The organism is Streptomyces sp. NPDC058051 (assembly GCF_042885475.1).
Taxonomy (GTDB): Bacteria; Actinomycetota; Actinomycetes; order Streptomycetales; family Streptomycetaceae; genus Streptomyces.
The window spans coordinates 185,130-212,120 of record NZ_JBHVRW010000009.1 but is presented as its reverse complement, the minus strand read 5'-3'; the positions used below and the strand labels follow the sequence as shown (position 1 = coordinate 212,120).

Annotated in this window: 24 protein-coding genes; 15 read left to right on the top strand and 9 right to left on the bottom strand. The window is 70.9% G+C overall.

Annotated features, from left to right (window positions below; translation table 11 throughout):
• Positions 1-33: 33 nt before the first annotated feature.
• The 6 genes from ACFVUT_RS17145 to ACFVUT_RS17120 all read right to left on the bottom strand — a co-directional run bounded on the left by ACFVUT_RS17145 (position 34) and on the right by ACFVUT_RS17120 (position 6,631).
• Complete coding sequence (locus tag ACFVUT_RS17145) at positions 34-747, bottom strand: hypothetical protein (protein WP_389648789.1); 714 nt, start codon at positions 745-747, stop codon at positions 34-36.
• A 254-nt stretch (positions 748-1,001) separates the two neighbouring features.
• Positions 1,002-1,853: an EamA family transporter gene (locus ACFVUT_RS17140; protein ID WP_389648792.1), complete on the bottom strand. Its 852-nt coding sequence runs from the start codon at positions 1,851-1,853 to the stop codon at positions 1,002-1,004.
• A complete protein-coding gene (locus tag ACFVUT_RS17135) occupies positions 1,850-2,347 on the bottom strand; it encodes a YbaK/EbsC family protein (RefSeq protein ID WP_389648795.1) in 498 nt (165 codons plus the stop codon). Before ACFVUT_RS17135 ends, ACFVUT_RS17140 begins: the two co-directional genes overlap by 4 nt.
• Positions 2,348-2,458: 111 nt before the next feature.
• Entirely contained in the window at positions 2,459-3,004 is a 546-nt protein-coding gene (locus ACFVUT_RS17130) for a hypothetical protein (RefSeq protein WP_389648798.1), read from the bottom strand.
• Between the two features lie 47 nt (positions 3,005-3,051).
• Positions 3,052-4,686: a penicillin-binding transpeptidase domain-containing protein gene (locus ACFVUT_RS17125; RefSeq protein WP_389648801.1), complete on the bottom strand. Its 1,635-nt coding sequence runs from the start codon at positions 4,684-4,686 to the stop codon at positions 3,052-3,054.
• 178 nt (positions 4,687-4,864) lie between these two features.
• On the bottom strand, positions 4,865-6,631 hold the full coding sequence (locus ACFVUT_RS17120) for a dolichyl-phosphate-mannose--protein mannosyltransferase (RefSeq protein WP_389648804.1): 1,767 nt from the start codon (positions 6,629-6,631) through the stop codon (positions 4,865-4,867).
• 53 nt (positions 6,632-6,684) lie between these two features.
• Here ACFVUT_RS17120 and rsmI point away from each other — a divergent pair, with 53 nt between their 5' ends.
• The 5 genes from rsmI to ACFVUT_RS17095 all read left to right on the top strand — a co-directional run bounded on the left by rsmI (position 6,685) and on the right by ACFVUT_RS17095 (position 10,999).
• On the top strand, positions 6,685-7,581 hold the full coding sequence (gene rsmI, locus ACFVUT_RS17115) for a 16S rRNA (cytidine(1402)-2'-O)-methyltransferase (protein ID WP_389648807.1): 897 nt from the start codon (positions 6,685-6,687) through the stop codon (positions 7,579-7,581).
• Positions 7,582-7,739: 158 nt separating this feature from the next.
• A complete protein-coding gene (locus tag ACFVUT_RS17110) occupies positions 7,740-8,123 on the top strand; it encodes a hypothetical protein (RefSeq protein ID WP_389648810.1) in 384 nt (127 codons plus the stop codon).
• 53 nt (positions 8,124-8,176) lie between these two features.
• Positions 8,177-9,043 carry a TatD family hydrolase gene (locus ACFVUT_RS17105; RefSeq protein WP_389648813.1) on the top strand — a complete coding sequence of 289 codons (867 nt, stop codon included), beginning with the start codon at positions 8,177-8,179 and terminating at the stop codon, positions 9,041-9,043.
• A gap of 88 nt (positions 9,044-9,131) precedes the next feature.
• Entirely contained in the window at positions 9,132-10,109 is a 978-nt protein-coding gene (gene rsmA, locus ACFVUT_RS17100; protein WP_389648816.1) for a 16S rRNA (adenine(1518)-N(6)/adenine(1519)-N(6))-dimethyltransferase RsmA, read from the top strand.
• Positions 10,106-10,999 (top strand): 4-(cytidine 5'-diphospho)-2-C-methyl-D-erythritol kinase, encoded by an 894-nt coding sequence (locus ACFVUT_RS17095; RefSeq protein WP_389648819.1) that lies wholly within the window; start codon positions 10,106-10,108, stop codon positions 10,997-10,999. The genes rsmA and ACFVUT_RS17095 overlap by 4 nt, the downstream gene beginning before the upstream one ends.
• 18 nt (positions 11,000-11,017) lie before the next feature.
• Here the strand turns inward: ACFVUT_RS17095 and ACFVUT_RS17090 are convergent, their stop codons facing one another.
• Both ACFVUT_RS17090 and ACFVUT_RS17085 read right to left on the bottom strand, forming a co-directional pair.
• Positions 11,018-11,278: a Txe/YoeB family addiction module toxin gene (locus ACFVUT_RS17090; protein ID WP_389648822.1), complete on the bottom strand. Its 261-nt coding sequence runs from the start codon at positions 11,276-11,278 to the stop codon at positions 11,018-11,020.
• Positions 11,275-11,526, bottom strand: a complete 252-nt coding sequence (locus ACFVUT_RS17085) for a type II toxin-antitoxin system Phd/YefM family antitoxin (RefSeq protein ID WP_389648825.1) — start codon at positions 11,524-11,526, stop codon at positions 11,275-11,277. The genes ACFVUT_RS17090 and ACFVUT_RS17085 overlap by 4 nt, the downstream gene beginning before the upstream one ends.
• Positions 11,527-11,672: 146 nt before the next feature.
• Here ACFVUT_RS17085 and ACFVUT_RS17080 point away from each other — a divergent pair, with 146 nt between their 5' ends.
• The 9 genes from ACFVUT_RS17080 to ACFVUT_RS17040 all read left to right on the top strand — a co-directional run bounded on the left by ACFVUT_RS17080 (position 11,673) and on the right by ACFVUT_RS17040 (position 25,398).
• Positions 11,673-13,490 (top strand): ABC-F family ATP-binding cassette domain-containing protein, encoded by a 1,818-nt coding sequence (locus ACFVUT_RS17080; protein ID WP_389648828.1) that lies wholly within the window; start codon positions 11,673-11,675, stop codon positions 13,488-13,490.
• A 131-nt stretch (positions 13,491-13,621) separates the two neighbouring features.
• Entirely contained in the window at positions 13,622-15,448 is a 1,827-nt protein-coding gene (locus tag ACFVUT_RS17075) for a PQQ-binding-like beta-propeller repeat protein (protein WP_389648831.1), read from the top strand.
• A gap of 247 nt (positions 15,449-15,695) precedes the next feature.
• Positions 15,696-17,564 carry a PQQ-binding-like beta-propeller repeat protein gene (locus tag ACFVUT_RS17070; protein ID WP_389648834.1) on the top strand — a complete coding sequence of 623 codons (1,869 nt, stop codon included), beginning with the start codon at positions 15,696-15,698 and terminating at the stop codon, positions 17,562-17,564.
• A 47-nt stretch (positions 17,565-17,611) separates the two neighbouring features.
• Complete coding sequence (locus ACFVUT_RS17065; protein ID WP_389648837.1) at positions 17,612-19,540, top strand: PQQ-binding-like beta-propeller repeat protein; 1,929 nt, start codon at positions 17,612-17,614, stop codon at positions 19,538-19,540.
• A gap of 215 nt (positions 19,541-19,755) precedes the next feature.
• Positions 19,756-20,451, top strand: coding sequence for a response regulator transcription factor (locus ACFVUT_RS17060; RefSeq protein ID WP_389648840.1), 696 nt, complete (start codon positions 19,756-19,758; stop codon positions 20,449-20,451).
• A 396-nt stretch (positions 20,452-20,847) separates the two neighbouring features.
• Complete coding sequence (gene galT, locus ACFVUT_RS17055; protein WP_389648843.1) at positions 20,848-21,891, top strand: galactose-1-phosphate uridylyltransferase; 1,044 nt, start codon at positions 20,848-20,850, stop codon at positions 21,889-21,891.
• Positions 21,888-22,868 (top strand): UDP-glucose 4-epimerase GalE, encoded by a 981-nt coding sequence (gene galE, locus ACFVUT_RS17050; protein WP_389648846.1) that lies wholly within the window; start codon positions 21,888-21,890, stop codon positions 22,866-22,868. Before galT ends, galE begins: the two co-directional genes overlap by 4 nt.
• The gene (gene galK, locus ACFVUT_RS17045) at positions 22,865-24,115 is read left to right on the top strand and encodes a galactokinase (RefSeq protein ID WP_389648849.1); all 1,251 of its coding nucleotides are present in this window, start codon (positions 22,865-22,867) and stop codon (positions 24,113-24,115) included. The genes galE and galK overlap by 4 nt, the downstream gene beginning before the upstream one ends.
• A gap of 509 nt (positions 24,116-24,624) precedes the next feature.
• On the top strand, positions 24,625-25,398 hold the full coding sequence (locus tag ACFVUT_RS17040; RefSeq protein ID WP_389648852.1) for a LuxR C-terminal-related transcriptional regulator: 774 nt from the start codon (positions 24,625-24,627) through the stop codon (positions 25,396-25,398).
• 141 nt (positions 25,399-25,539) lie between these two features.
• On the opposite strand, the gene ACFVUT_RS17035 is transcribed toward ACFVUT_RS17040, so the two are convergent.
• Positions 25,540-26,037, bottom strand: a complete 498-nt coding sequence (locus ACFVUT_RS17035) for a MarR family winged helix-turn-helix transcriptional regulator (protein ID WP_389648855.1) — start codon at positions 26,035-26,037, stop codon at positions 25,540-25,542.
• 88 nt (positions 26,038-26,125) lie between these two features.
• Here ACFVUT_RS17035 and ACFVUT_RS17030 point away from each other — a divergent pair, with 88 nt between their 5' ends.
• Positions 26,126-26,926: a trans-aconitate 2-methyltransferase gene (locus ACFVUT_RS17030; protein WP_389648858.1), complete on the top strand. Its 801-nt coding sequence runs from the start codon at positions 26,126-26,128 to the stop codon at positions 26,924-26,926.
• Positions 26,927-26,991: the final 65 nt, after the last annotated feature.

Genomic DNA, 26,991 nt, shown 5'->3' with positions numbered 1-26,991 from the left:
TCGTGCGCTCCCGGTTCGTGCGCTCCCGGTTCGTCAGACGATGACGGGGATGGTCTCGGAGCGGTTGGTGGACCAGTTGGTGACGATGGGCTTGTCGACGGTGGCCGTGTCGGGGAGCTTGAGTTCGGCGGGGTTGGGATCGTCCTCGGTGGTGGCGATGATGACGTTCTCGAATTCCTTGCCGCCATTGTTGTCGGTGGTCTTGGGGTTGATACCGGTGTATGCGACGGCGGAGCCGGTGAGCTTGATGGGGTCTTCGCCACCCTGTCCGACGGGGGAGGCGACGCCGTCGGCGCCGGAGCCGAAGGACACGCTGGGGGTGTTGACGTCCAGGTAGCAGGTGATGCCGGACTTGGCCCTGGCGGTGACGAGGTAGTAGCCGCCGGCCTGGGTCTCCGCGGTGACCGTGAAGTCCAGGTCGTTGGTGCCGCAGGACTGCCCGTAGCCGCTCTTCCCGTCGTCGCCGGAGTCGGAACTCCCGTTGGACGAGCCGCCGGTGGAGGGGCTGTCGGTGGACGAGCCGCCGGCGGAGGGGCTGTCGGTGGACGAGCCGCCGGCGGAGGGGCTGTCGGTGGAAGGGCTGTCGCTCCCGCCGCTGCCGGCTGAGGCGACGGCGGAGGGGGTCGCGGAGCTGCCGGCGTCCGCGAGGTCGTCGGGGTCACAGGCGGTGGTGGTGGCGGCGAGGGCCGTGACGGCCGCGGCGGCCAGGACGAGACGGGCGGAACGGGCGGCGAGACGCGAACGCATCGTGATCTCCAGCGGCTGTCGATTGCGGTGTTTCCTGCTGACACCGATGACATTAGGGCCGAGTCGATCCTCAAACGATCCTGTGCATGTCCGGGTTCTGTCTCAGCAACCTCGGTTCCAGAAAACGGCGTCGGATTGCACCAGCCCCAGCGCAAGGGGCCAAGTGCGGCATCAGGCCCTCGGGCCGAGACCGGCATCACCCCCTCGGGCCGAGTGCGGCATCAACCCCTCAGGCCGAGTGCGGCATCAGGCCCTCAGGCCGAGTGCAGCATCAGCCCGATGCCCGCGACCATCAGCCCCGCCGCCGCGATGCGGGGCGCGCCGAACCGTTCCTTGAAGAACACCGTTCCGATGGCCGCGCCGACGATGATCGACGACTCGCGGAGCGCCGCGATCGGGGCCAGTGCGGCTCGCGTCTGGGCCCAGAGGACCAGTCCGTACGCCGTCACCGACAGCGCCGCACCCAGGAGGCCGCGGGCCGCGAACGGCCTTATCTCGGCGACGAGTTCGCCCCGGCGCCGGTACAGGGCGTAGACCGGGATCGCCAGCCCCTCCAGGATCATCAGCCAGGCGATGTACCCGAGCGAGGTGCCCGAGGCCCGCACCCCGACCCCGTCCACCGTGGTGTACCCGGCGATGGCCAGGCCCGTCGCGACGGCGGCCAGCAGCGCGGGCCAGTGCGGACGCTTGCCGGAGCCGCGGACACCCCACAGAGCGAGCCCGACGAGCCCCGCCGAGGCCACCGCGACGCCCGCCGTGGCCCAGCCGTCGGGACGCTCACCGACGAAGACAGCGGCGAGGACCGTCACCACCAGCGGGGCCGTACCCCGGGCGATCGGGTACATCTGGCCGAAGTCGCCCAGGGTGAACGAACGCATCAGCAGCAGCATGTACGCCACGTGCAGCGCGGCCGAGACGAACAGATACGGCCAGGCCCCGGTGGCCGGGAACGGGACGAAGCAGGCGGCGATCGCGCCGATCAGCAGCCCGCCCCCGGAGATCAGGGTGAAGGAGAGGAGCTGGTCCTTGATCGCGTGCGCGATCGCGTTCCAACTGGCGTGCGTGACCGCGGCGATCAGGACGGCGAGGGCGACCAGCGGCGTCACCGGGACTGCTCACGCACCTCCACCACGGTGCCGCCGGCGTGCCCGATCAACGTGGTGGGATCGAGGGGGAAGACGGTGTGCGGGGTGCCCGCCGCCGCCCACACCACGGCGTGGTCCAGGAGGCCGCGGTCGGCCAGCACCCGCGTCCTCGTGCGGTGCCCGAAGGGCGGCACGCCCCCGATCGCGTACCCGGTCGTCTCCCGCACCAGATCGGCCCCGGCCCGCTTGACCTTCCCCGCCCCCAACTCCGCTCGCACGCGCTCGACATCGACACGCGAGGAGCCGTCCATCAGGACCAGCACCGGGACGCCGTCGGCCTCGAAGATCAGGGACTTCACGATCTCGCTGAGGCCGCAGCCGATCGCGGCAGCGGCCTCGGCGGCCGTACGCGTCGCTTCCGGGAACCGACGGATCTCGACCCGCAGCCCCAGCTCCCGCAGGGCTTCGGCGAATCGGGGATGGGCTTCTGTGGTGGTGGTCTCGGGAGTGCTCATGCCCCGCACGCTAGCGAACAAGGCGCGGGGCACGCGACGGGGTTCACACGTGCGGAGCCGGTATCGGCCCACCTGGCGGAGTGAACTGGTCGGGCGGACGCCACAGGGTGGTCATGCGCCGCACGTCACCTTGATCAATTCGGGGACGTAGCGGCGGACGAACGCGTCTATCTCCTTGCGCTGGTTCTTCGTGCTCACCTTGTCCCACGAACGCTCTCCGACGGCGAACTCGGTGACGAGGTAGTCCTTTCCGCGATCCTGACAGGGAATGGTCATGAGCGCTCCGTCTTCGGCGACTTGTGCGCTGGAGACATGGGCGATGTCTGCCGCTTCGGGATTCTTGAGCCTGAGGGAACCCTCCCGGGCGAGCTCGGGCACGTCAATCTTTCCGGATTCCCGGTACACGGCGATCCTCAGAGCCAACTTCTTGTCGACGTTGACGAGGCAACTTCCGATCGAGTCCGGCTTCTTGTCGAAGTCCTCGGGGTACTGCTCGATGTTCTTGCCGGCGGGGAGGAGCGGTCCGGTGGCTGCTGAAGGAACATCGATGCCGCACACCTTGCCGGGCGTTGCATATCCGTCCGCCGACCCGGCGGAGCAACCGGCGACCAGCGCCGTGGCAGCAGCCGTTACGAGGGCGAGTTTTGTCCTTGTCATGATCCCTTGTCTGCCGGGCTCAGGGCGGGCCGTTCGCCTTCGTGGTCTCACGAACCCGCGCGCAGCACCGCCGCCACCACCGGTCCCGCCGCGTCGCCGCCGTGGCCGCCGGACTGGACGACCGCCGCGGCGGCCAGGTCGTTGCTGAAGCCGGTGAACCAGCTGTTGGACGTGGCCTGGCCGTCGACCTCCGCCGAACCCGTCTTGGCGCCCTTGTCGCCGCCGACGGAGGCCATGGCGGCCTTGCCGGTGCCCCAACTGGCGGTCTGGCGCATCATGTTGGTGAGCTGCTGGGAGACGGACGCGGGCAACGACCGGGAGGCGGTGGCGATCGTCCGGCCGTCCAGGTCCCGGTCCACGAGGATCGGCTGGCGGAAGGTGCCGTTCTTCGCGGTGGCGGTGATGGACGCCACGTTGAGCGCGTTCATCTCGATCGTTCCCTGACCGATGTACTGCGCGGCGGCCTCGCCCCCGGCGGCCTCCGGCACGCTGCCGTCCCAGGACACGACGCCGGTCTGCCAGTTCAGGCCGATCCCGAAGACATCACGGGCCTCCTTGGCGAGTGCCGTGTCGTCCTTCGTTTCGTCGATCAGCTTGATGAAGGCGGTGTTGCAGGACCGCGCGAAGCTGGTCGTCAGAGTGCCGTCCGGGATGGAGAAGTTGTCCAGGTTGTGGAAGGTGCGGCCCTGGTACATCACGTCGGGCGGGCACTCGACCTTCTGATTGGCGGAGGTGAGGCCCTTCTCGATCAGCATCGCCGCCGTCACGATCTTCATCGTCGACCCGGGCGCCTGCTTGCCCTGCATCGCCGTGTTGAACCCGGTGGCCGGATTGTTGGCGACCGCGCGGATCGCGCCCGTGGAGGGCCTGACCGCGACCACCGAAGCCTGGCTGAACTTCTTCACGGCCGTCTCGGCCGCCGCCTGCGCGTCCGCGTCCAGCGTGGTCTGCAGCTTGCCCGGCCGGCCCTGGGCGAGGGTCAGCAGGGTCTTGTTCGAGCCGCCCTCGGTCGCGCTCTCGATCCAGGTCTCGATACCCGCGGTGCCGCCGACCTTCTCCCCGTACTTCTTGCGCAGCGCGTCCAGGATCGGCCCCAGCGAGGGGTACTTCTCCTTCGTGAGCACCTTGCCGTTGTGGTCGACGGCCTCGATCGACGGCGCGGACGCCTCGCCCGTCTTGAGTGACGCGCCGTCCGTCAGCTCCGGGTGGATCACGGCGGGGGCCCAGTCGACCAGCGGCCTGCCGGTGGTCAGGCCGCGGACCACGGTCAGTTCGGAGGAGTACGACCAGGGCTTGGACTTCCCCTCGAAGGACACGGTCGCCTTCACCGTGTACGGCACCTTCGTGCCGACCGCCGGGCCCGGAGTGATCACCGCCTCGGAGACATGGGCACTCTCGCGGTAGCCCGCCAGGGCCGGTTCGGCCTCGGTCGCGTTGTTGGTGAGCTGGGACGCGACAGCCGAGTCACCGTCGGCCCAGGCCTTGAGGAACCTCTTCGACACGTCGGCGATCTCCGACTCGGTGACCGGCCCCGACTTCACCTCGGCGGAGGCGGACTTGCTGTCCGTGCCGCCGCCCCCGCCGTTCAGACCGTCCCAGATGTTGTACGCCCCGTAGCCCACCCCGCCGACCACGACCGTGAACACTCCGCCGACTATCGCAACCTTCGCTCCACTGCGCATTCCTGTAGTCCCCCTCCCCAGGAGCTCCCCTTGAACATGTTCAAGGGGATTCTGCGGGGCACACTACGGGACGGCCGGGACAGCCGAGCCGGTCGTTATCGGAATGCGATATGTGCGGCGTGGAGCGGTGATCTCCTCACATGCGCCGGTCAGATCCAGGTGTCCAGACATGCGCCGGTCAGATCCAGGTGTCCAGCCACATCCGGTCCCGCCAGGAACCGTCGGGAATCGGTGTTCCCGTGTAGATCGGCCAGAAATAGATGAAGTTCCAGATGATCAGCAGCACCAGCACGCCCGCGGCGACCGCCCCCAGCGCCCGCCGCCGTTCTCCCGACGGATCGCCGGTCACCAGGCCGAGTTCGCGTCTGGCCCCCGTACCCGCCGCCGGCCCCAGCATCGCGCCGACCATCATCGTCACCGCCAGACACAGGAACGGCACGAACACGACCGCGTAGAAGAGGAAGATCGTCCGCTCCTGGTACAGGAACCAGGGCAGCCAGCCCGCCGCCACGCCGCAGGCGATCGCCCCCGCCCGCCAGTCGCGGCGGAAGATCCACCGCCACAGCACGTACACCAGGGCGAAGCACGCCGCCCACCACAGCAGCGGCGTCCCGATGGCCAGCACCTCGCGGGAGCACTTGCCCGTCTCCGACGCCGCACAGCCGGGCTCCTCCGCCCAGAAGTACGAGACGGGCCGGCCGAGCACGATCCAGCTCCACGGATTGGACTGGTAGGTGTGGCCGGACGTCAGGTTCACGTGGAATTCGTAGACCTGGTACTCGTAGTGCCACAGACTGCGGAGCCAGTCGGGCAACCACGTCCAGTTGCCGCCCCTGCCGTCGGTCTGCGCCCAGTTCCGGTAGTAGCCCTTGTCGGTGGCGATCCAGCCGGTCCAGGAGACGAGATACGTGAGGACCGCGACCGGGACCGTCGAGACGAACGCCGGCAGCAGATCCCGCTTCAGGACCGCCGCGTACGGGCGGACCGCGCCCGCGGTCCGTCGCGCGCCCACGTCCCACAGCACCGTCATCAGACCGAACCCGACCAGGATGTACAGCCCGTTCCACTTGGTGCCGAAGGCCAGCCCCAGCATCAGACCGGCGACGAGGCGCCACGGACGCAGCCCGAGGCGCAGGTTCTCCGCGACACCGGCATCCGGGCGCAGCACCCCCTCCTCGCCGACCGGCAGCGCGGCGGCGAGGCGGCGCCGCGCCCAGTCGCGGTCGATCAGCAGAGCCCCGAACGCCGCGAGCACGAAGAACATCAGCACCAGGTCGAGCAGCGCGGTGCGGCTCATCACGAAATGCAGGCCGTCCAGGGCGAGCAGCGTGCCCGCCAGGCACCCCAGGAACGTCGAGCGGAACAGCCGCCGCCCGATCCGGCACAGCATCAGCACCGACAGCGTGCCGAGCACCGCCACCATGAACCGCCAGCCGAACGGCGTGAAACCGAAGAGCTGCTCACCGAGCCCGATGACCCACTTGCCGACCGGCGGATGCACCACATAGCCCGGGTCCACCGGGATGTGCACCTTCGACGGATCGTCCAGGATCAGCTTGTCGACGTCCTTGGGCCAGTCGCCCTCGTACCCCTGGTGGATCAGCGCCCAGGAATCCTTGGCGTAGTACGTCTCGTCGAATATCAGCGCGTGCGGGCTGCCCAGGTTCCAGAACCGCAGCACCCCGGCGACCAGCGCCACCAGCAGCGGCCCGCCCCAGGCCGACCACCGCACCAGGCGCCCGGCCATCGGCGGGGAGACACCGAGCACCGCCCACACCTGCGGACCGGGCCGGGTGTACGGCGGCACCAGCCTTTCTCGCAGCCCGATCCCGGGCCGGGGCCAATGGCCGAAGCGGCGCAGCCGCTGTGGCCAGGAGGCCGGCTCTTCACCGCGCGGTCTCACGGCGTCTTGGCCCTGCAGGGCTTCGGGCGCAGTACTCGTCACCGCGCCATCGTAGGGAACGCGTCTGTGCGAGTGCTGTCGCCCGTGCTGGGAGGATGACTCATGTGACTGGAACGACTGGAACGCTGGTACTCGCAGGAACCCCCATCGGCGACGTGGCGGACGCCCCGCCCCGCCTCGCCGCCGAACTGGAGACGGCCGACGTCGTCGCCGCCGAGGACACCCGGCGGCTGCGCCGCCTCACCCAGGCGCTGGGCATCCACACCACGGGGCGGGTCGTCTCCTACTTCGAGGGCAACGAGTCGGCCCGTACGCCCGAACTCGTCGAGGCACTGACCGGCGGCGCCCGTGTCCTGCTGGTCACGGACGCCGGAATGCCGTCCGTCTCCGACCCCGGCTACCGGCTCGTGGCCGCAGCCGTCGAGCAGGACATCAAGGTCACCGCGGTCCCCGGCCCGTCCGCCGTGCTCACCGCCCTCGCCCTGTCCGCGCTGCCCGTCGACCGGTTCTGCTTCGAGGGCTTCCTGCCGCGCAAGGCGGGCGAACGGCTCGGCAGACTCCGCGAGGTCGCCGACGAACGCCGCACCATGGTCTTCTTCGAGGCCCCGCACCGGCTCGACGACACCCTCGCGGCGATGGCCGAGATCTTCGGCAGCGACCGCAGGGCGGCCGTGTGCCGGGAACTGACGAAGACGTACGAGGAAGTGAAGCGCGGCCCGCTGGGCGAGCTGGCGGCGTGGGCGGCCGAAGGAGTACGCGGCGAGATCACCGTCGTCGTCGAGGGCGCGGCCGACTCCGGACCCGAAGAACTGGACGCCGCGGAGCTGGTACGCAGGGTGCGGGTGCGCGAGGAGGCGGGGGAGCGGCGCAAGGAAGCCATCGCCGCCGTCGCCGCGGACGCGGGGCTGCCCAAGCGTGAGGTCTTCGATGCGGTCGTCGCCGCAAAGAACGCGGCGAGAACCGGCCCGGCGGAAGGCAAAGGACTATCCTGAAAGGCAAAGCGGGAGCCGCGCACCAGGGCTTTCTGCCACGAGAAGGCCAAATCCGCTCCAACACTCGACAGGCCTGATGCGCTCTCGCCGGTGAGGGCGTCCACTGGACCACGGACACATTCTTCGGAGTGCTTGTCCAGCGGACCAAAGGAGCAGGCATGAGTGAGAGCGCAGCAACCACCGTGCACGAGGCGTATGCCTTCGCCTGCATGAGGTGTGGACACGGCTGGGAACAGGCCTACGAGATAGAGCACCACGTCGACGTCTCGAACAACCACTTCGTCATATACAAGGCCGACGGCGAACGGGTGCCCTCACCCCTCTCCACGCCGACCTGCACGAACTGTGGCGGACACGTGGTCCGCATCATGCGGCCCGGCCGCGTCTCGACGGTCCAGGAACTCCTCCGCACCCCACGGCGGACGCGGCGGGCGAACCCGGCCACCGACGCCCCCGAGGGCGAGGCCGCCGCCGTCGCACCCGGTGGCGCGGGGCACCCCTGGCACCTGTCCGATCTGCTGCACCCCTTCCACCGCAGGTAGGGCACCGGCTTCCACCGGGGGGCCACCGGTCCGGTGCTCGTACGATCGTCCTCATGAGCCGTACCGAAGCCCCGCCGCTGCCCGAACCCCTCCGGGTACCGGTCGCCGATTCGCACACCCACCTGGACATGCAGGACGCAACCGTCGAAGAGAGCCTGGCCAGGGCCGCGGCGGTCAATGTGACCACCGTGATCCAAGTGGGCTGCGACGTGGCCGGTTCGCGGTGGGCCGCCGAGACCGCCGCCGCGCACGCGAACGTGCACGCGGCGGTCGCGCTGCACCCCAACGAGGCGCCGCGCCTCGTGCACGGCGACCCCGACGGCTGGTCGCGGCAAGGGGCGCGCGAGGGCGGCGGGCAGGCGGCACTGCACGAGGCACTCGCGGAGATCGACACGCTGGCCGCACTCGACCACGTACGCGGTGTCGGCGAGACCGGGCTCGACCGCTTCCGCACCGGCCCCGAGGGCATGGCCGCGCAGGAGGAGTCCTTCCGCGCCCACATCGAGATCGCCAAACGGCACGGCAAGGCGCTCGTCATCCACGACCGCGAGGCACACGCGGACGTGCTGCGCATCCTCGCCGACGCGGGCGCGCCCGAGCGGACCGTGTTCCACTGCTACTCCGGCGACGCCGACATGGCTCGAACCTGCGCGGACGCCGGGTACTTCATGTCCTTCGCGGGCAACGTCACCTTCAAGAACGCCCAGCCGCTGCGCGACGCGCTGGCCGTCGCGCCGATGGAACTGGTCCTGGTCGAGACGGACGCCCCCTTCCTCACCCCCGCCCCCTACCGCGGACGCCCCAACGCGCCGTACCTGATCCCGGTCACGCTGCGTGCCATGGCGGAGGTGAAGGGCGTGGACGAGGACACCCTGGCGTCGGCCGTCTTCGACAACACCGCTCGCGCATTCGACTACTGACGGTGCCACGCCCCGGCGGCCGGGCGGGGACACCGCACGCACGACGGGGGCGGGGCCCCCGGCCGCGCCGCCGCCGTAGGCTTACCGGGTGAGCACCACTGAGCCCGACGCCCTCCTGGGCCCCGCAGACATCCGCGAGCTGGCCGCCAGGCTGGGCGTACGCCCGACCAAGCAGCGCGGTCAGAACTTCGTCATCGACGCCAACACGGTCCGCAGGATCGTGCGGACGGCGGAGGTCCGCCCGGACGACGTCGTCGTCGAGGTCGGTCCGGGGCTCGGCTCGCTGACCCTGGCGCTGCTGGAGGCGGCGGACCGGGTCGTCGCCGTCGAGATCGACGACGTCCTGGCGGGCGCCCTGCCGGACACCGTGGCCGCCCGCATGCCGGAGCGCGCCGACCGGTTCGCCCTGGTGCACTCCGACGCGATGCTCGTCCGGGAACTGCCGGGCCCGGCTCCGACCGCGCTGGTCGCGAACCTTCCGTACAACGTCGCCGTGCCGGTCCTGCTGACCATGCTGGAGCGCTTTCCGTCCATCGAGCGGACCCTCGTCATGGTCCAGGCCGAGGTCGCCGACCGGCTGGCCGCGAAGCCGGGCAACAAGGTCTACGGCGTGCCGTCGGTGAAGGCCAACTGGTACGCCGACGTCAAGCGGGCCGGGGCCATCGGCCGCAACGTCTTCTGGCCCGCCCCGAACGTCGACTCCGGTCTGGTGTCGCTGGTCCGGCGCACCGAGCCGATCGCCACCCGCGCGAGCAGGACCGACGTCTTCGCGGTCGTCGACGCGGCCTTCGCCCAGCGACGCAAGACGCTGCGGGCGGCCCTGGCCGGCTGGGCGGGCTCCGCACCCGCCGCCGAGGCGGCCCTGGTCGCCGCCGGGATCTCGCCACAGGCCCGCGGCGAGGCCCTGACGGTCGAGGAGTTCGCCGCCATCGCCGAGCACAAACCGTCCGGAGCCCCTGGCGCCGAGTCCGCCCGGGACACCGCCTCCGGGGACACCGCCTCCGATTCCGCCGGGGGCGATGCCTCCGGGGCCACCGACACCCAGCCCTCCGGGAGCGGCGCGTGAGCATCACCGTCCGCGTACCCGCCAAGGTCAACGTTCAGCTCGCGGTCGGCGCCCCGCGCCCCGACGGCTTCCACGACCTGGCCAATGTCTTCCTCGCCGTCGGCCTGTACGACGAGGTCACCGCCACCCCCGCCGACGAGCTGCGCATCACCTGCTCGGGGCCGGACGCCGCGAAGGTCCCCCTGGACGCGACCAACCTCGCCGCCCGTGCCGCGATGGCCCTGGCCGAGCGGCACGGCATCGCGCCGGATGTGCACCTCCACATCGCCAAGGACATCCCCGTCGCGGGAGGCATGGCCGGCGGCAGCGCCGACGGTGCGGCAGCCCTGCTGGCCTGCGACGCCCTCTGGTCCACCGGCGCCACCCGGCAGGAGCTCCTCGACATCTGCGCGGAGCTGGGCAGTGATGTCCCGTTCAGCCTGGTCGGCGGCGCGGCCCTCGGCGTCGGACGCGGCGAGCAGCTGACCCCGATCGACGTCGGCGGAACCTTCCACTGGGTCTTCGCGGTCGCCGACGGCGGGCTCTCCACCCCGGCCGTCTACGGAGAGTTCGACCGGCTCACGGCCGGTACGGACGTCCCGGAACCCGCCGCGTCCGCCGCGCTCCTCGACGCACTGCGGACCGGTGACACCGCCGCCCTCGCGGACGCCCTGAGCAACGGCCTCCAGCCCGCCGCGCTCTCCCTGCGCCCCGCCCTGGCCGACACCCTCGCCGCGGGCTCCGGAGCCGGTGCCCTGGCCGCCCTGGTCTCGGGCTCCGGGCCCACCACCGCGTTCCTGGTGGCGGACGAGGAGTCGGCACGAAAGGTGGCCGAGGCGCTGATCACGTCAGGGACGTGCCGCACCGCACGGGCAACGGTCTCCCCGGCGCCGGGCGCCACGGTCGTCTGACGCCGCAGCCGCCCGCCGCTACCGGCCGTAGTGGTAACGGCAAGCGGCGATGCGGACCTCCTCGTCCACGACTTTGTGGATGAGCCGGTGCTCATCGGTGATCCGGCGGGACCAGAACCCCTGGAAACCGTGCTTGAGGGGCTCCGGTTTGCCCATGCCCTCATTCCCGTTGCGGGCGACGTCCCGCAGCAGCGTATTGATCCGCTTGAGGATCTTCCGGTCCTGCGCCTGCCACCAGACGTAGTCCTCCCAGGCCGACTCGTCCCAGACGAATTTCACTCAGCCAACTCCCGCGCGATGCCCGCGCCGGACTCCAGGCGCTCGATCGAGGCCAGCAGACGGCGGGCGTTCGCGGGGCTCCGGAGCAGGTAGGCGGTCTCCTTCAGGGACTCGTACTCGTCGAGTGCGACGATCACCACCGGGTCGTGTCCGGCGCGCGTCACTATGACCTCCTCGCGATCGTCGACGACCGCGTTGAGGGTCTCGGCGTACTTCGCCCGCGATTCGGTGTAGGTCATGGTCCGCATGGGCGCCTCCCAGGTGTACGTACAGAATTCTGTACGTACAGAAAAGTGTACGTCTGGGGAGAGAAGAGGGACAAGGGCGAGCGGACATCCCGCCACCGGCGGCCCCGTACCCTGGGAAGTCGATCGAACCCCCGGGCAGGAGTGAAATGGCCGTCAATCTGGTCAATGTCGAGCAGGTCAGCAAGGTGTACGGCACCCGTGCCCTGCTCGATGGCGTGTCCCTCGGCGTGTCCGAAGGGGACCGGATCGGTGTCGTGGGCCGCAACGGCGACGGCAAGACGACCCTCATCCGGATGCTCGCCAGGCTGGAGGAGGCGGACAGCGGTCGCGTCACCCACAGTGGCGGGCTGCGCCTCGGCGTCCTCACCCAGCACGACTCGCTCGACCCGGAAGCGACCATCCGTCACGAGGTCATCGGGGATCTCGCCGACCACGAGTGGGCGGGCAGCGCGAAGATCCGCGATGTGCTCACCGGGCTCTTCGGCGGCCTCGCCCTGCCGGGCTTCGAGCACGGCCTGGACACCGTCATCGCCCCGCTCTCCGGCGGTGAGCGGCGCCGGATCGCGCTGGCCAAGCTCCTCATCGCCGAGCAGGACCTGATCGTCCTCGACGAGCCGACCAACCACCTCGACGTCGAGGGCATCACCTGGCTGGCCGGCCACCTGCGGGCCCGCCGCTCGGCACTCGTCTGCGTCACCCACGACCGCTGGTTCCTCGACCAGGTCTGTACACGCATGTGGGACGTCCAGCGCGGCACGGTCCACGAGTACGAGGGCGGCTACAGCGACTACGTCTTCGCGCGGGCCGAACGCGAGCGGATCGCCGCGACCGAGGAGTCCAAGCGGCAGAACCTGATGCGCAAGGAGCTGGCCTGGCTGCGCCGCGGCGCCCCCGCCCGCACCTCCAAGCCCCGCTACCGCATCGAGGCCGCCAACGAACTGATCGCCGACGTGCCGCCGCCGCGTGACACCAGCGAGCTGATGAAGTTCGCCAACGCCCGGCTCGGCAAGACCGTCTTCGACCTGGAGGACGTGACCGTCCAGGCAGGCCCCAAGACGCTGCTCACCCACCTCACCTGGCAGCTCGGCCCCGGCGACCGGATCGGTCTGGTCGGGGTCAACGGCGCGGGCAAGACCTCGCTGCTGCGGGCGCTCGCCGAGGCGGCCCGCACCCAGGGCGACACCCAGCCCGCCGCCGGGAGGATCGTCGTCGGCAAGACCGTCAGGCTGGCCTACCTCTCCCAGGAGGTGCACGAGCTCAACCCGAACCTGCGGGTGCTCGAAGCGGTCCAGCAGGTACGGGACCGGGTGGATCTGGGCAAGGGCCGCGAGATGACGGCGGGCCAGCTCTGCGAGCAGTTCGGCTTCTCGAAGGAGAAGCAGTGGACCCCGGTCGGCGACCTCTCGGGCGGTGAGCGGCGCCGGCTCCAGATCCTGCGCCTGCTGATGGACGAGCCGAACGTCCTCTTCCTCGACGAGCCCACCAACGACCTCGACATCGAGACCCTGACCCAGCTGGAGGACCTCCTCGACGGCTGGCCCGGATCGATGGTCGTGATCTCGCACGACCGGTTCTTCGTCGAGCGGACCACGGACCGCGTGATGGCGCTGCTCGGCGACCGCACGCTGCGGATGCTGCCGCGCGGAATCGACGAGTACCTGGAGCGCAGGCAGCGGATGGAGGAGGAGGCCACGCCCTCCGCCGCACCCGCGGCGGCCAAGGAGAAGGCGGCGCCGGCGACGGCCGTCTCCCCGCAGGCCGCGCGCGCTGCCAAGAAGGAACTGCAGAAGGTGGAGCGGCAGCTCGACAAGATCTCCACACGCGAGACCGGGCTCCACGCACAGATCGCGGACAACGCCACGGACTTCGAGAAGGTGGCCAAGCTGGACGCGGAACTGCGCGAACTGGTCGCGGAGCGCGATGAGTTGGAGATGCGCTGGCTGGAACTGGCCGAGGACGCCTGAGCATCGAGGTGCCCTGGGTGTGACCAGAGTGGCCTGTGGGGCGGGTGGTAGAAAGAGAGTCCGCCCGGCACAGGCGCAGGCGCAGGGCAGGCGCGGAGGCCGGACCGGTCCGCACGAAGGGGGACGTGCTGATGACCCAGCCGCCCGGCCAGCAACCGCCACAGGGAGGCTTCGGGGCTCCGTACGACCCGCCGCCGGTACCGGCCCAGCCGTCGCCGCCGCCACCCGCCCAGTCGGCAGGCCCGTACGGGGCACCCACCCCGGCCGCCGGCCCGTACGGGACACCCGCTCCGGCGGCGGGCCCGTACAACACGCCCCAGCCGCCGGGTCCTTACGGCACGCCCACCCAGGCCGCCGGCCCGTACGGCACGCCCGTCCAGCCGGGCCCGCACGACGCTCCCACGCGACCGGGGCTGTTCGACGCCCCCACGCAGTCCGGCCCGTACGGCCCCCCGGGGCAGCCGCAGCCCGGATACGGCCACCAGCCGCAACAGCCCCCGCAGTCCGGTGGCGGAGGGTTCTTCCGGGGCAGGCGCGGGGCGGTCATCGGGGCCGCGCTCGCGGTGGTGCTGCTGGCCGGCGGCGGCATCTGGTTCGCCACGAGCGGGGACGACGACCCGTCGAAGCCCCTGACGAAGAGGAGCAGCGCCCCCGCGCCGTCCCCCACGGGCAGCAAGACGGAGGACCAGGACGAGGGCGCGCACGACCTCCGTGCCGAGGCCGACGCGCTCAACGCCCAGCGCACGTCGGGCGAGGCGAAGGTCGCCTGGCTCCAGGAGGGCGGCGTCGACCTGCCGCGCAACGGCTCGGACGTGTACGGCCCCTGGTTCGTCGGAGACACCGTCGTCAAGGCCATGTTCCACACGGTCTCCGGCTACTCGGTCACCGACGGCAGCCAGAAGTGGAGCCTGCGCATGCCGTCGAACCTGTGCGGGGCGCCCTCGCAGGCCACCGCCGACGGAAAGATCGTCTTCGGCGTCCAGTCCGGCAGCGGGGACGAGGCGTACTGCGACGCGCTCCAGATGGTCGACCTCACGACCGGCAAGGCCGGCTGGCACAAGACGTACAAACGCCGGGGCGCCTGGGACGAGCTCTCCGACGTCGCGATGGCGATCAACGGTGACACCGTGACCGTGGGGCGCACCACCAGGACGAATGCCTTCCGGGTCAGCGACGGCACAGCGCTCTTCGACGAACTTCCCGGCAACTGCCAGCCGTTCGGGTTCGCCAGCGGCCCTGTGGCGATCGCCGCCACCAGTTGCCAGACGGCGGCCGACGACCACAAGGAGCAGCAGGTACAGCGGATCGACCCGGTCACCGGGAAGGTCCAGTGGACGTACAAGGTGAAGAAGGGCTGGCAGGTCGGGCAGTTCTACTCGGTCAGCCCCCTGGTCGTCTCCCTGAAACAGGAGGACAAGTGGGCGGTCGTCGTCCTCAATGACAACGGCACCTACCGCTCCCAACTGGTCGGCGGCACCGACGACTACCGGATGAAGTGCGATTCCGATCTCGTCAGCGTGGGCAAGAACCTCGACAACTGCCTCGGGGTGGCGGCCGACGACTCGGCGGTCTATCTGGCGACCAGGCCCGACCCGTCCGAGGCCAGCCCCACCAACCAGGTCGTCGCCTTCGACCTGAACACCGGCAAGGCGAAGTGGAAGGCCGCGGCCCCGGCCGGTCAGACCGTCATGCCGATGCGGACGGAGAACGGCCGGCTGCTGATGTACGTGTCCGCGGCGAAGAACAAGGGCGGCGGCATCGCGTCCCTCCCGACGACCGGCGGCACGGTGCAGATGGTGCTGCGGCACCCGGCGGCGGCGGCCACGGTCGAGCGCGGCTTCTTCGATTCCAGGGTCGCCTATCTGAACGGGCGTTGCTTCCTCGTGCACGCGAGGATCAGCGGGATCGACGACGAGGCCGAGAAGTCGATGAAGTCGATAGCGGTCTTCGGCAGCTGACGGCTTCGGCGTAACGACGGCATCACGGGGCGGTTCTCCCTTGGGAACAGGGGGCGGACCGCCCCGCTGCCCAAGGCGTTGCGGGTGGTACAAAGAAGCCCCGCTCGACTGTCGTAATGCCGCGGGAACCATGCCCGATTCGCTCCTTTCCGGGGATTTCAGGGGGTCTTGCCGGACCTCTCGCCGTCCTGCGGAATCGCGGGGGAGATCGGAACGGGCACCGGACCGCACGAAGGGGGACGTGCTGATGACCCAGCCACCCAGCCAGCAACCGTCGCAGGGAGGCTTCGGCGCGCCGCAGGGGCCGCCGCAGGGGAGTCCTCAGCCGCCGCTGCCGCCCCAGGGGCCGCCGCCGAACGTGCCGCCACAGGCGGGCCCTCCGCCGGGCATACCGCCGCAGACTCCGCCGCCGCAGGCCGGTCCGCCGCAGACTCCGCCGCCCGCGCAGCCCGGTTACGGCTACCCGCCGACGCCCGGTCAGGCGCCGGGCCAGGCCCCCGGTTACGGCTATCCCCAGCAGCCCGGACCGTACAACCAGCAGCCGGGGCCGTACGGTCAGCAGCCGGGTCCGTACAACCAGCAGCCGGGTCCGTACAACCAGCCGACGCAGCCCGGTCTCGGCTTCCCGCAACAGCAGTACCCCGGCGCACCGGCGCCCGCAGGCCCGGGCGGCGGCAACTCCGCCAAGCGCAAGCCCGCGCTGATCATCGGCGCCGCGGCAGCCGCACTCCTGGTGATCGGCGGCGGCATCTTCTTCGCCACGAGCGGGGGCGACGACGACAAGAAGCCCGTCGTGGGGAAGAGCGAGGAAGCCAAGCCCAGCGTCTCGCCCTCCGTCGACGAGGGCGACGGCAGCGGCGACGGCCGCGAGGCCGACGACGACCTCAACGCCGGTCGCCAGAAGGGCGAAGCGAAGGTTCTCTGGCTGCAGAAGAACGACATCGACCTGCCGCGCAACGGCTCGTACGTGTACGGCCCCTGGGTCGTCGGTGACACCGTCGTCAAGGGCATGTACCGCTCGATCTCCGGCTACTCCGTGGCCGACGGCAAGCAGAAGTGGACGCTGAAGCTGCCCGCCGACCTGTGCGCGGCGCCCTCGCAGCCCACCACCGACGGCAAGATCGTCATCGGGGTCGAGAACGGCACCACCGACAAGGCGAACTGCGCGGACCTCCAGATGATCGACCTCAAGACCGGCAAGGCCGGCTGGAAGAAGTCGATCAAGAAGAACGGCGTCTGGGACATGATGTCGGACATATCGCTGGCCATCAGCGGCGACACCGTGACGGCCGGCCGCACCGGCAACTCCAACGCCTACCGGGTCAGCGACGGCAAGGAACTGTTCGGCAAGCAGTCGGGCGACTGCCAGCCGTTCGCCTTCGCGGGCGGGGCCAAGCTGATCGCCGCCTCCAGCTGCCGCACCGACGACGTCGACAATCCGCAGCATCAGATCCAGGAGCTCGACCCCGTCACCGGAAAGCCCCGGTGGACGTACCAGCCGAAGCGCGGGTGGGAGATCGACCGGGTCTACTCGGTGAGCCCGCTCGTGGTCTCCCTGAAGAAGGACAAGGAGTGGAGCATCCTCTCCCTCAAGGAGAACGGCACGCTCCGCACCGGAATCACCAGTGACAAGGGCGACACGTTCGCGCCGGACTGCGGCAGCACCCTCAACATCTTCGGCAAGCCGCTGGACGGTTGCACCGGTGTCGCCGCCGACGCCAACACGTTCTACATGTCGACCTCGCCCGACTCCAGCGGCACCGCCCGTACGAACAAGGTCGTGGCGTTCAGCCTGAACACCGGCAAGACCAAGTGGAAGGCCGCCGCTCCGGCCGACCGCACGGTGAAGCCGCTGCGTATGGAGGGCGGCAACGTGCTGCTCTATGTGGAGGCCAGGTACAACGAGGGCGGCGGGATCGCCACCCTCGCACCGACCGGCGGCACGGTGCAGATGGTGCTGAAGCACCCCGCGTCGACGGCCGGGATCGAGAGCTCCTTCTACAACGAGAAGATCGTCTACGCGGACGGCCGTTCCTTCATCGCGAGCGGACGGGTCAGCGCGCGCAACGACAAGGAAGAGCTGGAGACGAAGACCATGATGGCCTTCGGCAACTGACGGTTCACCGCCCCACCGACTCCCTTTCCCCCAGAGGTACGTACGCCATGACGCAGCCCCCCCAGCCGTCCAACGAGCCGCCCCAGGGCGGATTCGGCGCACCGCAGACCCCGTCCCAGGGCGGGTTCGGTGCCCCGCAGGATCCGCCGCCGGGCGGGTTCGGTGCCCCGACCCCGCCGCCCGCCGACCCGTTCGGCCAGCAGCAGACCCCGCCCCCCGCGGGCGTTCCGCAGACCCCGCCCCCCGCGGGCCCGCCCCAGCAGCCGGCCCCGGGGTACGGCTATCCGCAGGGGCAGCCGACACAGCCGGGCTACGGCTACCCGCAGGGGCAGCCGACGCAGCCCGGTTACGGCTACCCGCAGCCGCCCGTCCCCGGTCAGCCGCAGCAGGGTTACGGCTTCCCGCAGGGCCTGCCGCCCGGCCAGCCGCCGCAACAGGGGTACGGCTACCCGACCGCCCCGATGCAGCAGCCGTACCCGCCGCAGCAGAACGGCAGCGGCAACGGCAACGGGGGCAAGAAGTTCACCACCCAGATGCAGATCATCGTCGCCGCGTCCGTCGCCGTGGTGCTGATCGTCGCCGGCAGCATCTGGTTCTCCTCCAGCGACGGTGACGACGGGAAGAAGAAGGAGGAGGCGTCCCAGTCCAGCGGCTCCACCGAGGGCAAGGACGGCGGCCAGGGCGGCGCCGTCGGAGGCGGCGGCACGGAGAAGGCGCCGGCGGACACCAAGTCCAAGCTCGCCTTCCGACTGCCCGAGCCGAAGGTCGACGACATCACCACGGTCGACGGTTCCTGGCTGACCGACAAGGCGTACGTGAAGACCGGCGTGAACGAGATCGTCGGCTACGACCTGACCAAGGGCACCAAGCTGTGGTCCATCCCGCTGGCGGGCCAGCTCTGCGCGGCCTCCCGGCACATGTCCAAGGACTACAAGACGGCGATCGCCTTCGAGGCCGGCAAGCCGACCAAGGCCCAGAAGTACCAGCCGTGCAACCAGGTCGGCGCGATAGACCTGAACACCGGCAAGATGATGTGGAGCAAGTCGGTGACCGCCGCCACCAGCGGTGACCAGCCGCTCAGGTACGAGGAGATCACGCTCAGCGGCACCACGGTCGCCGCGGCCGGCACCGAGGGCGGCGTGGCGTTCGACCTCGCCACCGGCGCCGAGCGCTGGAAGCCCAAGGTCTCCGCCGACGGCTGCTACGACACCGGATACGCCGGTGGCGAGGCGCTCGCCGTCGTCCGCAAGTGCGGTACGTACGACGACCCGCAGCTCGTCATCCAGGCGCTGAACCCGACCACCGGAGCCCCGATCTCCTCGTACAAGATGCCGCCCGGTGTCGACTACGCGAGCATCGTCTCCACCAAGCCGCTCGTCGTCGCGGCCGACGTCGGCGACACCGCCGGTGACGGCAGCGGCATCTCCGACTTCTTCTCGATCGACGCCTCCACGGGCAAGCTCCTCACCAGGATCGCGGCCGACGGCGAGAAGTACGCCGCGCGCTGCAGGACCACCGAGGTCGAGAGCTGCCAGAAGCTGGCCGTCGGCAACAACCGCATCTACGTGCCGACCGAGGACCACGAGGGCACCGGCGAGTACGGAGACACCAACGAGATCGTCTCCTTCGACCTCACCACCGGCAAGCCGACCAGCGACCGGGCCGACGCGGGCGAGCGCTACACGATGTTCCCGCTCCGCATGGACGGCGGCAACATCATCGCGTACAAGACGCCCCCCTACGACAAGGGCGGCCAGATCGTCTCCATCGACGGCGCCACCTTCAAGCAGACCGTGCTGATGGAGAACCCGGGCGAGGAGTCCGTCCGCGACGCCGAGAACAGCTTCTCCTCGGACTACTCGGAGATGCGCTACTCCGCCGGCCACCTGTTCATCTCCCAGGTGACGGTCAGCAAGCCGAGAGGGAGCTCGCTGGACGACAAGGACTACCTCGTCGTCGCCTTCTCCGCCAGCTGAGCCGTACCCGACGCAGGCCACACGGCCCTGCCGGTCGATCAATCGACCGGCAGGGCCGATCGTTTTCCGTCTGCTGTTCAGCCCTCAATGGCGCATAATCCGACACTCCGCGGGTCTTCTGCCCGGTAAGGGGTCCGGAACGTCGAACAAGCGTGTAGCTTGCCGGGTCAGGGCGGGCCGGGGGGCCTGGCCCCGCTGCTTTGGGGGTGTGCTCGATGGGCGTACGGCTCATCGTGGTCGATGATCACAGACTGCTCGCCGAGGCGCTCGCCTCGGCGCTGAAACTCCGGGGCCACCGGGTGCTCGCGGCAGCCGCGCCCACCGCGGGCGCGGCGGAACTGGTGGTCAGCAGGGCTCCGGAGGTCTGCCTGTTCGGCACCGCGGTACCCGCCGAACCCGGCGCCTTCGACCCGATCGTCCGGATCCGGCGAGAACGCCCGCAGGTGGCCGTGGTGGTGCTCGGGCCCGTGCCCAGCCCGCTCGGGATCGCGGCGGCCTTCGCCGCGGGCGCCGCGGGATACGTCCGGCACGACGAGCGCATGGAGGGCGTCGAACGGGCGATGGTCAAGGCGCGCACCGGAGAGGCCGCGGTGGCGCCCCAGCTGCTTCAGGGCGCCTTCGCCGAACTGCTCAACCCCTCCGCGGCGCCGGACGACGAGGGGCAGCGGCTCCTCCGGATGCTCACCCCGCGCGAGGTCGAGGTCCTGATGCGGGTCGCCGAGGGTGAGGACACCCGGCTGATCGCGGCCGGGATGCGGATCGCGTCGAGCACCGCGCGTACACATGTGCAGCGGGTGCTGATGAAGCTGGGCGTCGGCTCCCGGCTGGAGGCCGCGGCGCTCGCGGCCCGCACGGGGCTGCTGGACCGGGCGGCGCCGCACGGCAAGCAGGGGGCCGACGGCATCGGGTGACCCTGTCGGGCCCCGCTTGCCGTCCGGCACGTCAGCCGACGGTCAGGGTCAGCCCCGACGGCCGGGGCGGGGTCAGCCGACGGTCAGGGTCAGCCCCGACGGCCGGGGCGGGGTCAGCCGACGGCCGGGCCCGCGTTCACCGTCCGGCACGTCAGCCGATGGTTCGGCCCGCGCTGACCCGGCAAGCTGCACGCTTGTTCGACGTTCCGGACCTGTGCCCTTCCCAGCACCAGGTAGAACGGTCCGCCGTCGACGTCCCACTGGTCACCGACCGCCGGTGACAGGCCGGCGGCGAGGGCGATCGCGCCCCGATCCGGCACGCCTGCTTGTACGGACGTCATTGACGCGTATGTTTACTTGTGATTCATTGTGTTTGTTTATGTTGGGAGGAACCAGGTGAAGAAGACGGTTACGAGGCTTGCCGACGGTCGGGAGCTGATCTACTACGACCGCCGTGACGACACCGTGCGCGACGTGATCGACCAGCGGCCCCTCGGTGCCGTCTCGACCTCGTCGGAGATCCGCCGCGACCCGTTCCTGGGTGACAGCGTCGCCATCGCCTCGCACCGGCAGGGCCGCATCTACCACCCCCCGGTCGACGAGTGCCCGCTCTGCCCCTCGCAGGACGGCCGACTGAGCGAGATTCCCGACGCGGACTACGACGTCGCCGTCTTCGAGAACCGCTTCCCGTCGCTCGCCGGTGACTCCGGCCGCTGCGAGGTCGTCTGCTTCACCTCCGACCACGACGCGTCGTTCGCCGACCTCACCGAGGACCAGGCCGCCCTGGTCCTGGAGGCATGGACCGACCGCACCGCCGAGCTCGCCGAGCTGAAGCAGGTCACACAGGTCTTCTGCTTCGAGAACCGGGGCGCCGAAATCGGCGTCACGCTCGGTCATCCGCACGGGCAGATCTACGGCTACCCCTTCGTCACCCCGCGCACCGAACTGATGCTCCGCTCGACGGCGGCCCACCGGGCCGAGACCGGCCGCAACCTCTTCGACGACGTGGTGGCCCGCGAAGAGGAGGACGGCTCGCGGATCGTGCTCAGCGGCGAGCACTGGATCGCCTTCGTGCCGTACGCGGCGCACTGGCCGTACGAGGTCCACCTCCACCCCCGCCACCGCGTCCCCGACCTGCGCGAGCTCGACGACGCGGCGCGCACAGAGTTCCCACAGATCTATCTGGAACTCTTGAGGCGATTCGACCGGATCTTCGGCCCCGGAGAGCCGCCGACCCCGTACATCTCGGCCTGGCACCAGGCGCCGTTCGGTGTCCCGGGACGGGAGGACTTCGGCCTCCACCTGGAGCTTTTCACCATTCGACGCACCTCCGGCAAGCTGAAGTTCCTCGCGGGTTCCGAATCCGGCATGAACGTGTTCATCAACGACGTGCCGCCGGAGGCCGCGGCCCAGCGACTGCGAGAGGTAGCGAGCGAGTGAGCAAGTCCCAGAAGAAGTACCTGGTCACAGGCGGCGCGGGATATGTCGGCAGCGTGGTCGCCCAGCATCTGCTGGAGTCCGGTCACGCGGTCACCGTCCTCGACGACCTGTCGACCGGGTTCCGGGAGGGCGTCCCGGCCGGGGCCGAGTTCATCGAGGGCCGCGTCCAGGACGCGGCGAAGTGGCTGGACGCCTCCTACGACGGGATCCTGCACTTCGCCGCCTCCTCGCAGGTCGGCGAGTCCGTCGCGGACCCGGAGAAGTACTGGGTGAACAACGTCGGCGGCTCCCTGGCACTGCTCGCCGCGATGCGGGACGCCGGGGTGCGGACCCTGGTCTTCTCCTCCACCGCCGCGACCTACGGCGAACCGGCCACCACCCCCATCACGGAGTCCGACGCGACCGCGCCCACCAACCCCTACGGCGCCACCAAACTCGCCGTCGACCACATGATCACCGGCGAGGCGGCCGCGCACGGACTGGCCGCGGTCTCGCTGCGCTACTTCAACGTCGCCGGGGCGTACGGCAGTTGCGGTGAGCGGCACAACCCCGAGTCGCACCTCATCCCGCTGGTGCTCCAGGTCGCGCTCGGGCAGCGCGAGTCGATCTCCGTGTACGGCGACGACTACCCGACCCCCGACGGCACCTGCGTCCGCGACTACATCCACGTCGCCGATCTCGCCGAGGCCCACCTGCTGGCCCTGGACGCGGCCACCGCGGGCGAGCACCTGATCTGCAACCTCGGCAACGGCAACGGCTTCTCGGTGCGCGAGGTCATCGAGACCGTCCGCGAGGTCACCGGCCACCCGGTCCCCGAGACCACCGCCCCGCGCCGCGCCGGCGACCCCGCCGTGCTGGTCGCCTCCGCCGCCACCGCCAGGGAACGGCTCGGCTGGGCCCCGTCGCGCGCGGACCTGACCGGAATCGTCTCCGACGCCTGGACGTTCGCCCGCCGAGAGGAACCCACCGCGCCATGACCGAGCACAGCGACCCGGCCGGCACCTCCACCGACCCGACCGCCACCTCCACCGATCCGACCGCCACCTCCACCGACCCGGCCGGCACCTCCACCGAGCTGACCGCCTCCTTCACCGAGTTGTACGGGCGTGCCCCCGAAGGGATCTGGGCGGCGCCCGGCCGGGTCAACCTGATCGGCGAGTACACCGACTTCAACGACGGCTTCGTGATGCCGCTCGCGCTGCCGCACACCGCGCGGGCCGCCGTCGCCCGGCGCACGGACGGCGAGTTGCGGCTCCACTCGACCGACGTGCCGGGCGGTGTCGTCCGGCTCCGGGTCGACGAGCTGGCGCCGCACCAGGGGCACGGCTGGGCCGCGTATCCGGCCGGAGTGGTCTGGGCGCTGCGCGAGGCCGGCCACCCGGTCACCGGGGCGGACATCCAGCTCACCTCCACCGTCCCCACCGGCGCCGGGCTCTCCTCCTCCGCGGCCCTTGAGGTCGTCACCGCACTCGCTCTGAACGACCTCTTCGAACTGGGGCTCTCCGCCCCGGAACTGGCGGTCATCGGGCAGCGCGCCGAGAACGCCTTCGTCGGCGTTCCGTGCGGGGTCATGGACCAGATGGCCTCCGCCTGCTGCACCGAGGGCCACGCCCTGTACCTCGACACCCGCGACCTCACCCAGCGCCAGGTCCCCTTCGACCTGGCCGCCCACGGGCTGCGGCTGCTGGTCGTCGACACACAGGTCAAGCACGCGCTCGGCGACGGCGCGTACGCCGAGCGGCGGGCCGGCTGCGAGGCGGGGGCCGCCGCGCTCGGCCTGCGGACGCTGCGCGAGCTGCCGTACGAGGGTCTCGGCGCTGCCCTGGACGCGCTGGCCGAGTCCGGCGCCGACGAGTCCGTGGTCCGTTACGTACGCCATGTGGTCAGCGACAACGCGCGGGTGGAGCAGGTCATCGCGCTGCTCGACGCGGGCGATGTGCGGGCCGCGGGCCCCGTGCTGGACGCGGGCCATGTTTCGCTCCGCGACGATCTGCGGGTCTCCTGCGTGGAGTTGGACCTGGTGGTGTCGGCGGCGGGCGAGGCCGGTGCGCTCGGTGCGCGGATGACCGGCGGCGGTTTCGGCGGCTCGGCGATCGTGCTGGTGGACGAGGAGCAGGCGGACACGGTCATCAAGTCCGTGCTGGAGGCGTTCGCCTCGGCCGGTTTCGCGACGCCCCGGATCTTCCCCGCGGTGCCGTCGACGGGCGCCCGCCGCATCGGCTGAGATCCCGGGGCCAGGACGAACCCGGTGACTCCTGACCGGGCGGGTGGCCGGGCGGTGGGCGGCACAGGGCGTGTGGTGCAGGGCGTGTGATGCGTGGTGCGCGGCGCACGGCGGGATGGTGCGCGGCGCACGGTGGGTGGTGCGCGGCGCGTGATGCGCGGGCGAACCGGCCGGGTTGCCGCCGCACGGGCGCCGGCTCACCAGGGTGTGCCGCTCTTTGTCCCTTTCTGTCGCACGACGGAACAAGTGCCACAGCCTATGGAGCACAGCCTTTCAGTTCTGAGAATTGCCCTCGGTACCGGCGCCCCGGCCTTACCCTGATGCACAGCACCGGTGGGGGCCGGTGCTGATTCAGGGGTACGAGACAGTCGGGTACGGCGCCCGGGGCGGGTTGCGGTCCACACACGGCGGCGGCCGTGGGACCGCGGTCCATCTCCCCGATCCGGGCGGCCGTACCCGCGCCGTTGCGGCCCTTCCGCGGGCCTGGGGTGGCCCAGCAACAGCACGGCATGGGGGTGCCTGTGGTTCGTATCCGGGTTCTCGTAGTCGATGACCATCGCATTTTCGCCGAGTCTCTCGCAGCGGCGCTCGCGGCCGAGCCGGATGTCGATGTGGCGGCGGCGGGCAGCGGCCCCGCCGCGCTGCGGTGTCTGGAACGGGCAGCCGCGGAGGGGCGAGGCTATGACGTCATACTCGTCGATGCCGAACTGGGCGTCCTGACCGCTGCCGCAGGCCGCCAGGCTCCGGTTCCGGCCCCCCGCAGCGGGGAGGGCGGCCCGATGGACGGCATCTCGCTGGTCGCCGGGGTCCGTTCGGTCCGGCCCTCCGTGCACACGGTGGTGCTCGCCGAGAAGGACGATCCGCTCCGGGCCGCCCTGGCGCTCCAGGCCGGGGCCTCGGGCTGGGTCGCCAAGGACTGCTCGCTGCAACGACTGCTCCTGGTCATCCGCGGAGTGCTGCGGGGCGAGACGCATCTGCCCCCGGCCCTGCTCACGGGCGTGCTCAGGGAGCTGACGGCGGCCCGCAAGCACCGCACCGAGAGCGAGGAACTGGTCGAGTCGCTGACCCCGCGCGAGCGCGAGGTGCTGCGCTGCATGGTGGCCGGCCTGGGACGCAAGGCGGTGGCGGAGCGGCTCTACCTCTCGCCGCACACGGTGCGTACGCATATGCAGAACGTGCTGGGCAAGCTGGGGGTGCACTCGACGCTGGCCGCGGTCGCCCTGGCCCGGCGGGCGGGCGTCGGGCCCGCGGACGCGGAACCGGGCCGGGTGCTGGTGCCGTGACCGGAAGAGTCCACCGGCTCGCGACGCCCGGCACGGCACCTCGCCGCGGCGTCGCCCCGCCCGGCTACGTCCCGTAGGAAGGCGATCCTGTGCCGTCCGGCGCGCCGCGCCGGACGCCGCGCGCTTCCCGGCCCCCGGTGCTCAGCCGGGAATGTTGTCGAACGGGGCGGTCAACTGGCGTAGCAGGCCCGCCAGTTCACTGCGCTGCCGGTCGGAGAGCTCGCTCAGAATGGCCCGCTCCTGGGCGAGCAGGCCGGCCAGCGACTGGTCGGCCTTGTCGCGCCCCTCGGCGGTGAGCCGGACCAGGACGCCCCGGCGGTCGCTGGGGTCGGGAAGCCGCTCGACGAGGTTCTTCTTGGTCAGCCGGTCGATGCGGTTGGTCATGGTCCCCGAGGTGACCAGGGTCTGGGTGAGCAACTGGCCCGGGGAGAGCTGGTACGGGGCGCCGGCGCGGCGCAGCGACGTCAGTACGTCGAACTCCCACGGCTCCAGATGGTGCTCGGCGAAGGCGATGCGGCGGGCCCGGTCCAGGTGGCGGGCCAGGCGGGAGACGCGGCTGAGCACCTCGAGCGGTTCCACGTCGAGGTCGGGGCGCTCGCGGCGCCATGCAGCGACCAGTCGGTCGACCTCGTCCTCCATGTGGATCAGTGTAGAGGGTCTGTCGACATGAAGTCTCTTGAATTCGAGTGTCTTGACATCAAGATAATTATGACGTGATCCTGAACCCATGACCGCACCCACCTGGGATCCGCAGCAGTACCTGCGCCACGCGGACCATCGCACCCGCCCCTTCCTCGACCTCCTGGCCCGCGTCGCCGAACCCCCGGCCGCTCCCGCCCCCCGTGTCGCCGACCTCGGCTGCGGGGCGGGAAACGTCACCGCCCTGATCGCCGCCCGCTGGCCGCGGGCCCGGATCACCGGCTACGACAACTCCCCGCAGATGCTGGAGCGGGCCCGCGCCCACGCCGGCCCGCTCCTCGACTTCGCCGAGGCCGACGCCGCGACCTGGACCCCCGCGGAGCCGTACGACCTGATCGTCTCCAACGCCCTGCTCCAGTGGGTTCCGGGCCACACCGCCCGCTTCCCGGCCTGGCTGGACGCGATCACCCCCGGCGGCACGTTCGCCTTCCAGGTCCCCGGCAACTTCGACCAGCCCAGCCACGCCCTGATGCGGGAACTCGCCGAGTCCCCGCGCTGGCGGTCCCGGCTGGCCGGCACACTGCGCCACGCCGACGCGGTGCTCAGTCCCGCCGCCTACCTCGACGCACTGACGGCTCCCGGCATCTCGGCGGACGTCTGGGAGACCACGTACCTGCACCTCCTGCCCGGCGAGGACCCGGTACTCGACTGGGTGAAGGGCACCGGCCTGCGCCCCGTCCTCACCGCCCTGGCCGACGATCCCGAGGCACGCGAGGTGTTCCTCGCCGCATACCGCGACCTGCTCCGCACCGCCTACCCCGAAGGCCCGCACGGCACCGTCCTCCCGTTCCGCCGCATCTTCGCGGTGGCCCGCAAGGAGGAGCGGTGATCACCGCTGTCGACCACGTCCGACCGGCGGCCCCGGCAGGGCCGGAGGACGCCCTGCGCGCGTCT

What these genes read in the sequence shown, in the direction of transcription:
- ACFVUT_RS17145 (WP_389648789.1), bottom strand. Translation starts at nt 747, where the DNA reads ATGCGTTCGCGTCTCGCCGCCCGTTCCGCCCGTCTCGTCCTGGCCGCC.
- ACFVUT_RS17135 (WP_389648795.1), bottom strand. Translation starts at nt 2,347, where the DNA reads ATGAGCACTCCCGAGACCACCACCACAGAAGCCCATCCCCGATTCGCC.
- ACFVUT_RS17130 (WP_389648798.1), bottom strand. Translation starts at nt 3,004, where the DNA reads ATGACAAGGACAAAACTCGCCCTCGTAACGGCTGCTGCCACGGCGCTG.
- ACFVUT_RS17125 (WP_389648801.1), bottom strand. Translation starts at nt 4,686, where the DNA reads ATGCGCAGTGGAGCGAAGGTTGCGATAGTCGGCGGAGTGTTCACGGTC.
- rsmI (WP_389648807.1), top strand. Translation starts at nt 6,685, where the DNA reads ATGACTCATGTGACTGGAACGACTGGAACGCTGGTACTCGCAGGAACC.
- ACFVUT_RS17110 (WP_389648810.1), top strand. Translation starts at nt 7,740, where the DNA reads ATGAGTGAGAGCGCAGCAACCACCGTGCACGAGGCGTATGCCTTCGCC.
- ACFVUT_RS17105 (WP_389648813.1), top strand. Translation starts at nt 8,177, where the DNA reads ATGAGCCGTACCGAAGCCCCGCCGCTGCCCGAACCCCTCCGGGTACCG.
- ACFVUT_RS17085 (WP_389648825.1), bottom strand. Translation starts at nt 11,526, where the DNA reads ATGCGGACCATGACCTACACCGAATCGCGGGCGAAGTACGCCGAGACC.
- ACFVUT_RS17080 (WP_389648828.1), top strand. Translation starts at nt 11,673, where the DNA reads ATGGCCGTCAATCTGGTCAATGTCGAGCAGGTCAGCAAGGTGTACGGC.
- ACFVUT_RS17075 (WP_389648831.1), top strand. Translation starts at nt 13,622, where the DNA reads ATGACCCAGCCGCCCGGCCAGCAACCGCCACAGGGAGGCTTCGGGGCT.
- ACFVUT_RS17070 (WP_389648834.1), top strand. Translation starts at nt 15,696, where the DNA reads ATGACCCAGCCACCCAGCCAGCAACCGTCGCAGGGAGGCTTCGGCGCG.
- ACFVUT_RS17065 (WP_389648837.1), top strand. Translation starts at nt 17,612, where the DNA reads ATGACGCAGCCCCCCCAGCCGTCCAACGAGCCGCCCCAGGGCGGATTC.
- ACFVUT_RS17060 (WP_389648840.1), top strand. Translation starts at nt 19,756, where the DNA reads ATGGGCGTACGGCTCATCGTGGTCGATGATCACAGACTGCTCGCCGAG.
- galK (WP_389648849.1), top strand. Translation starts at nt 22,865, where the DNA reads ATGACCGAGCACAGCGACCCGGCCGGCACCTCCACCGACCCGACCGCC.
- ACFVUT_RS17040 (WP_389648852.1), top strand. Translation starts at nt 24,625, where the DNA reads ATGGGGGTGCCTGTGGTTCGTATCCGGGTTCTCGTAGTCGATGACCAT.
- ACFVUT_RS17035 (WP_389648855.1), bottom strand. Translation starts at nt 26,037, where the DNA reads ATGGAGGACGAGGTCGACCGACTGGTCGCTGCATGGCGCCGCGAGCGC.
- ACFVUT_RS17030 (WP_389648858.1), top strand. Translation starts at nt 26,126, where the DNA reads ATGACCGCACCCACCTGGGATCCGCAGCAGTACCTGCGCCACGCGGAC.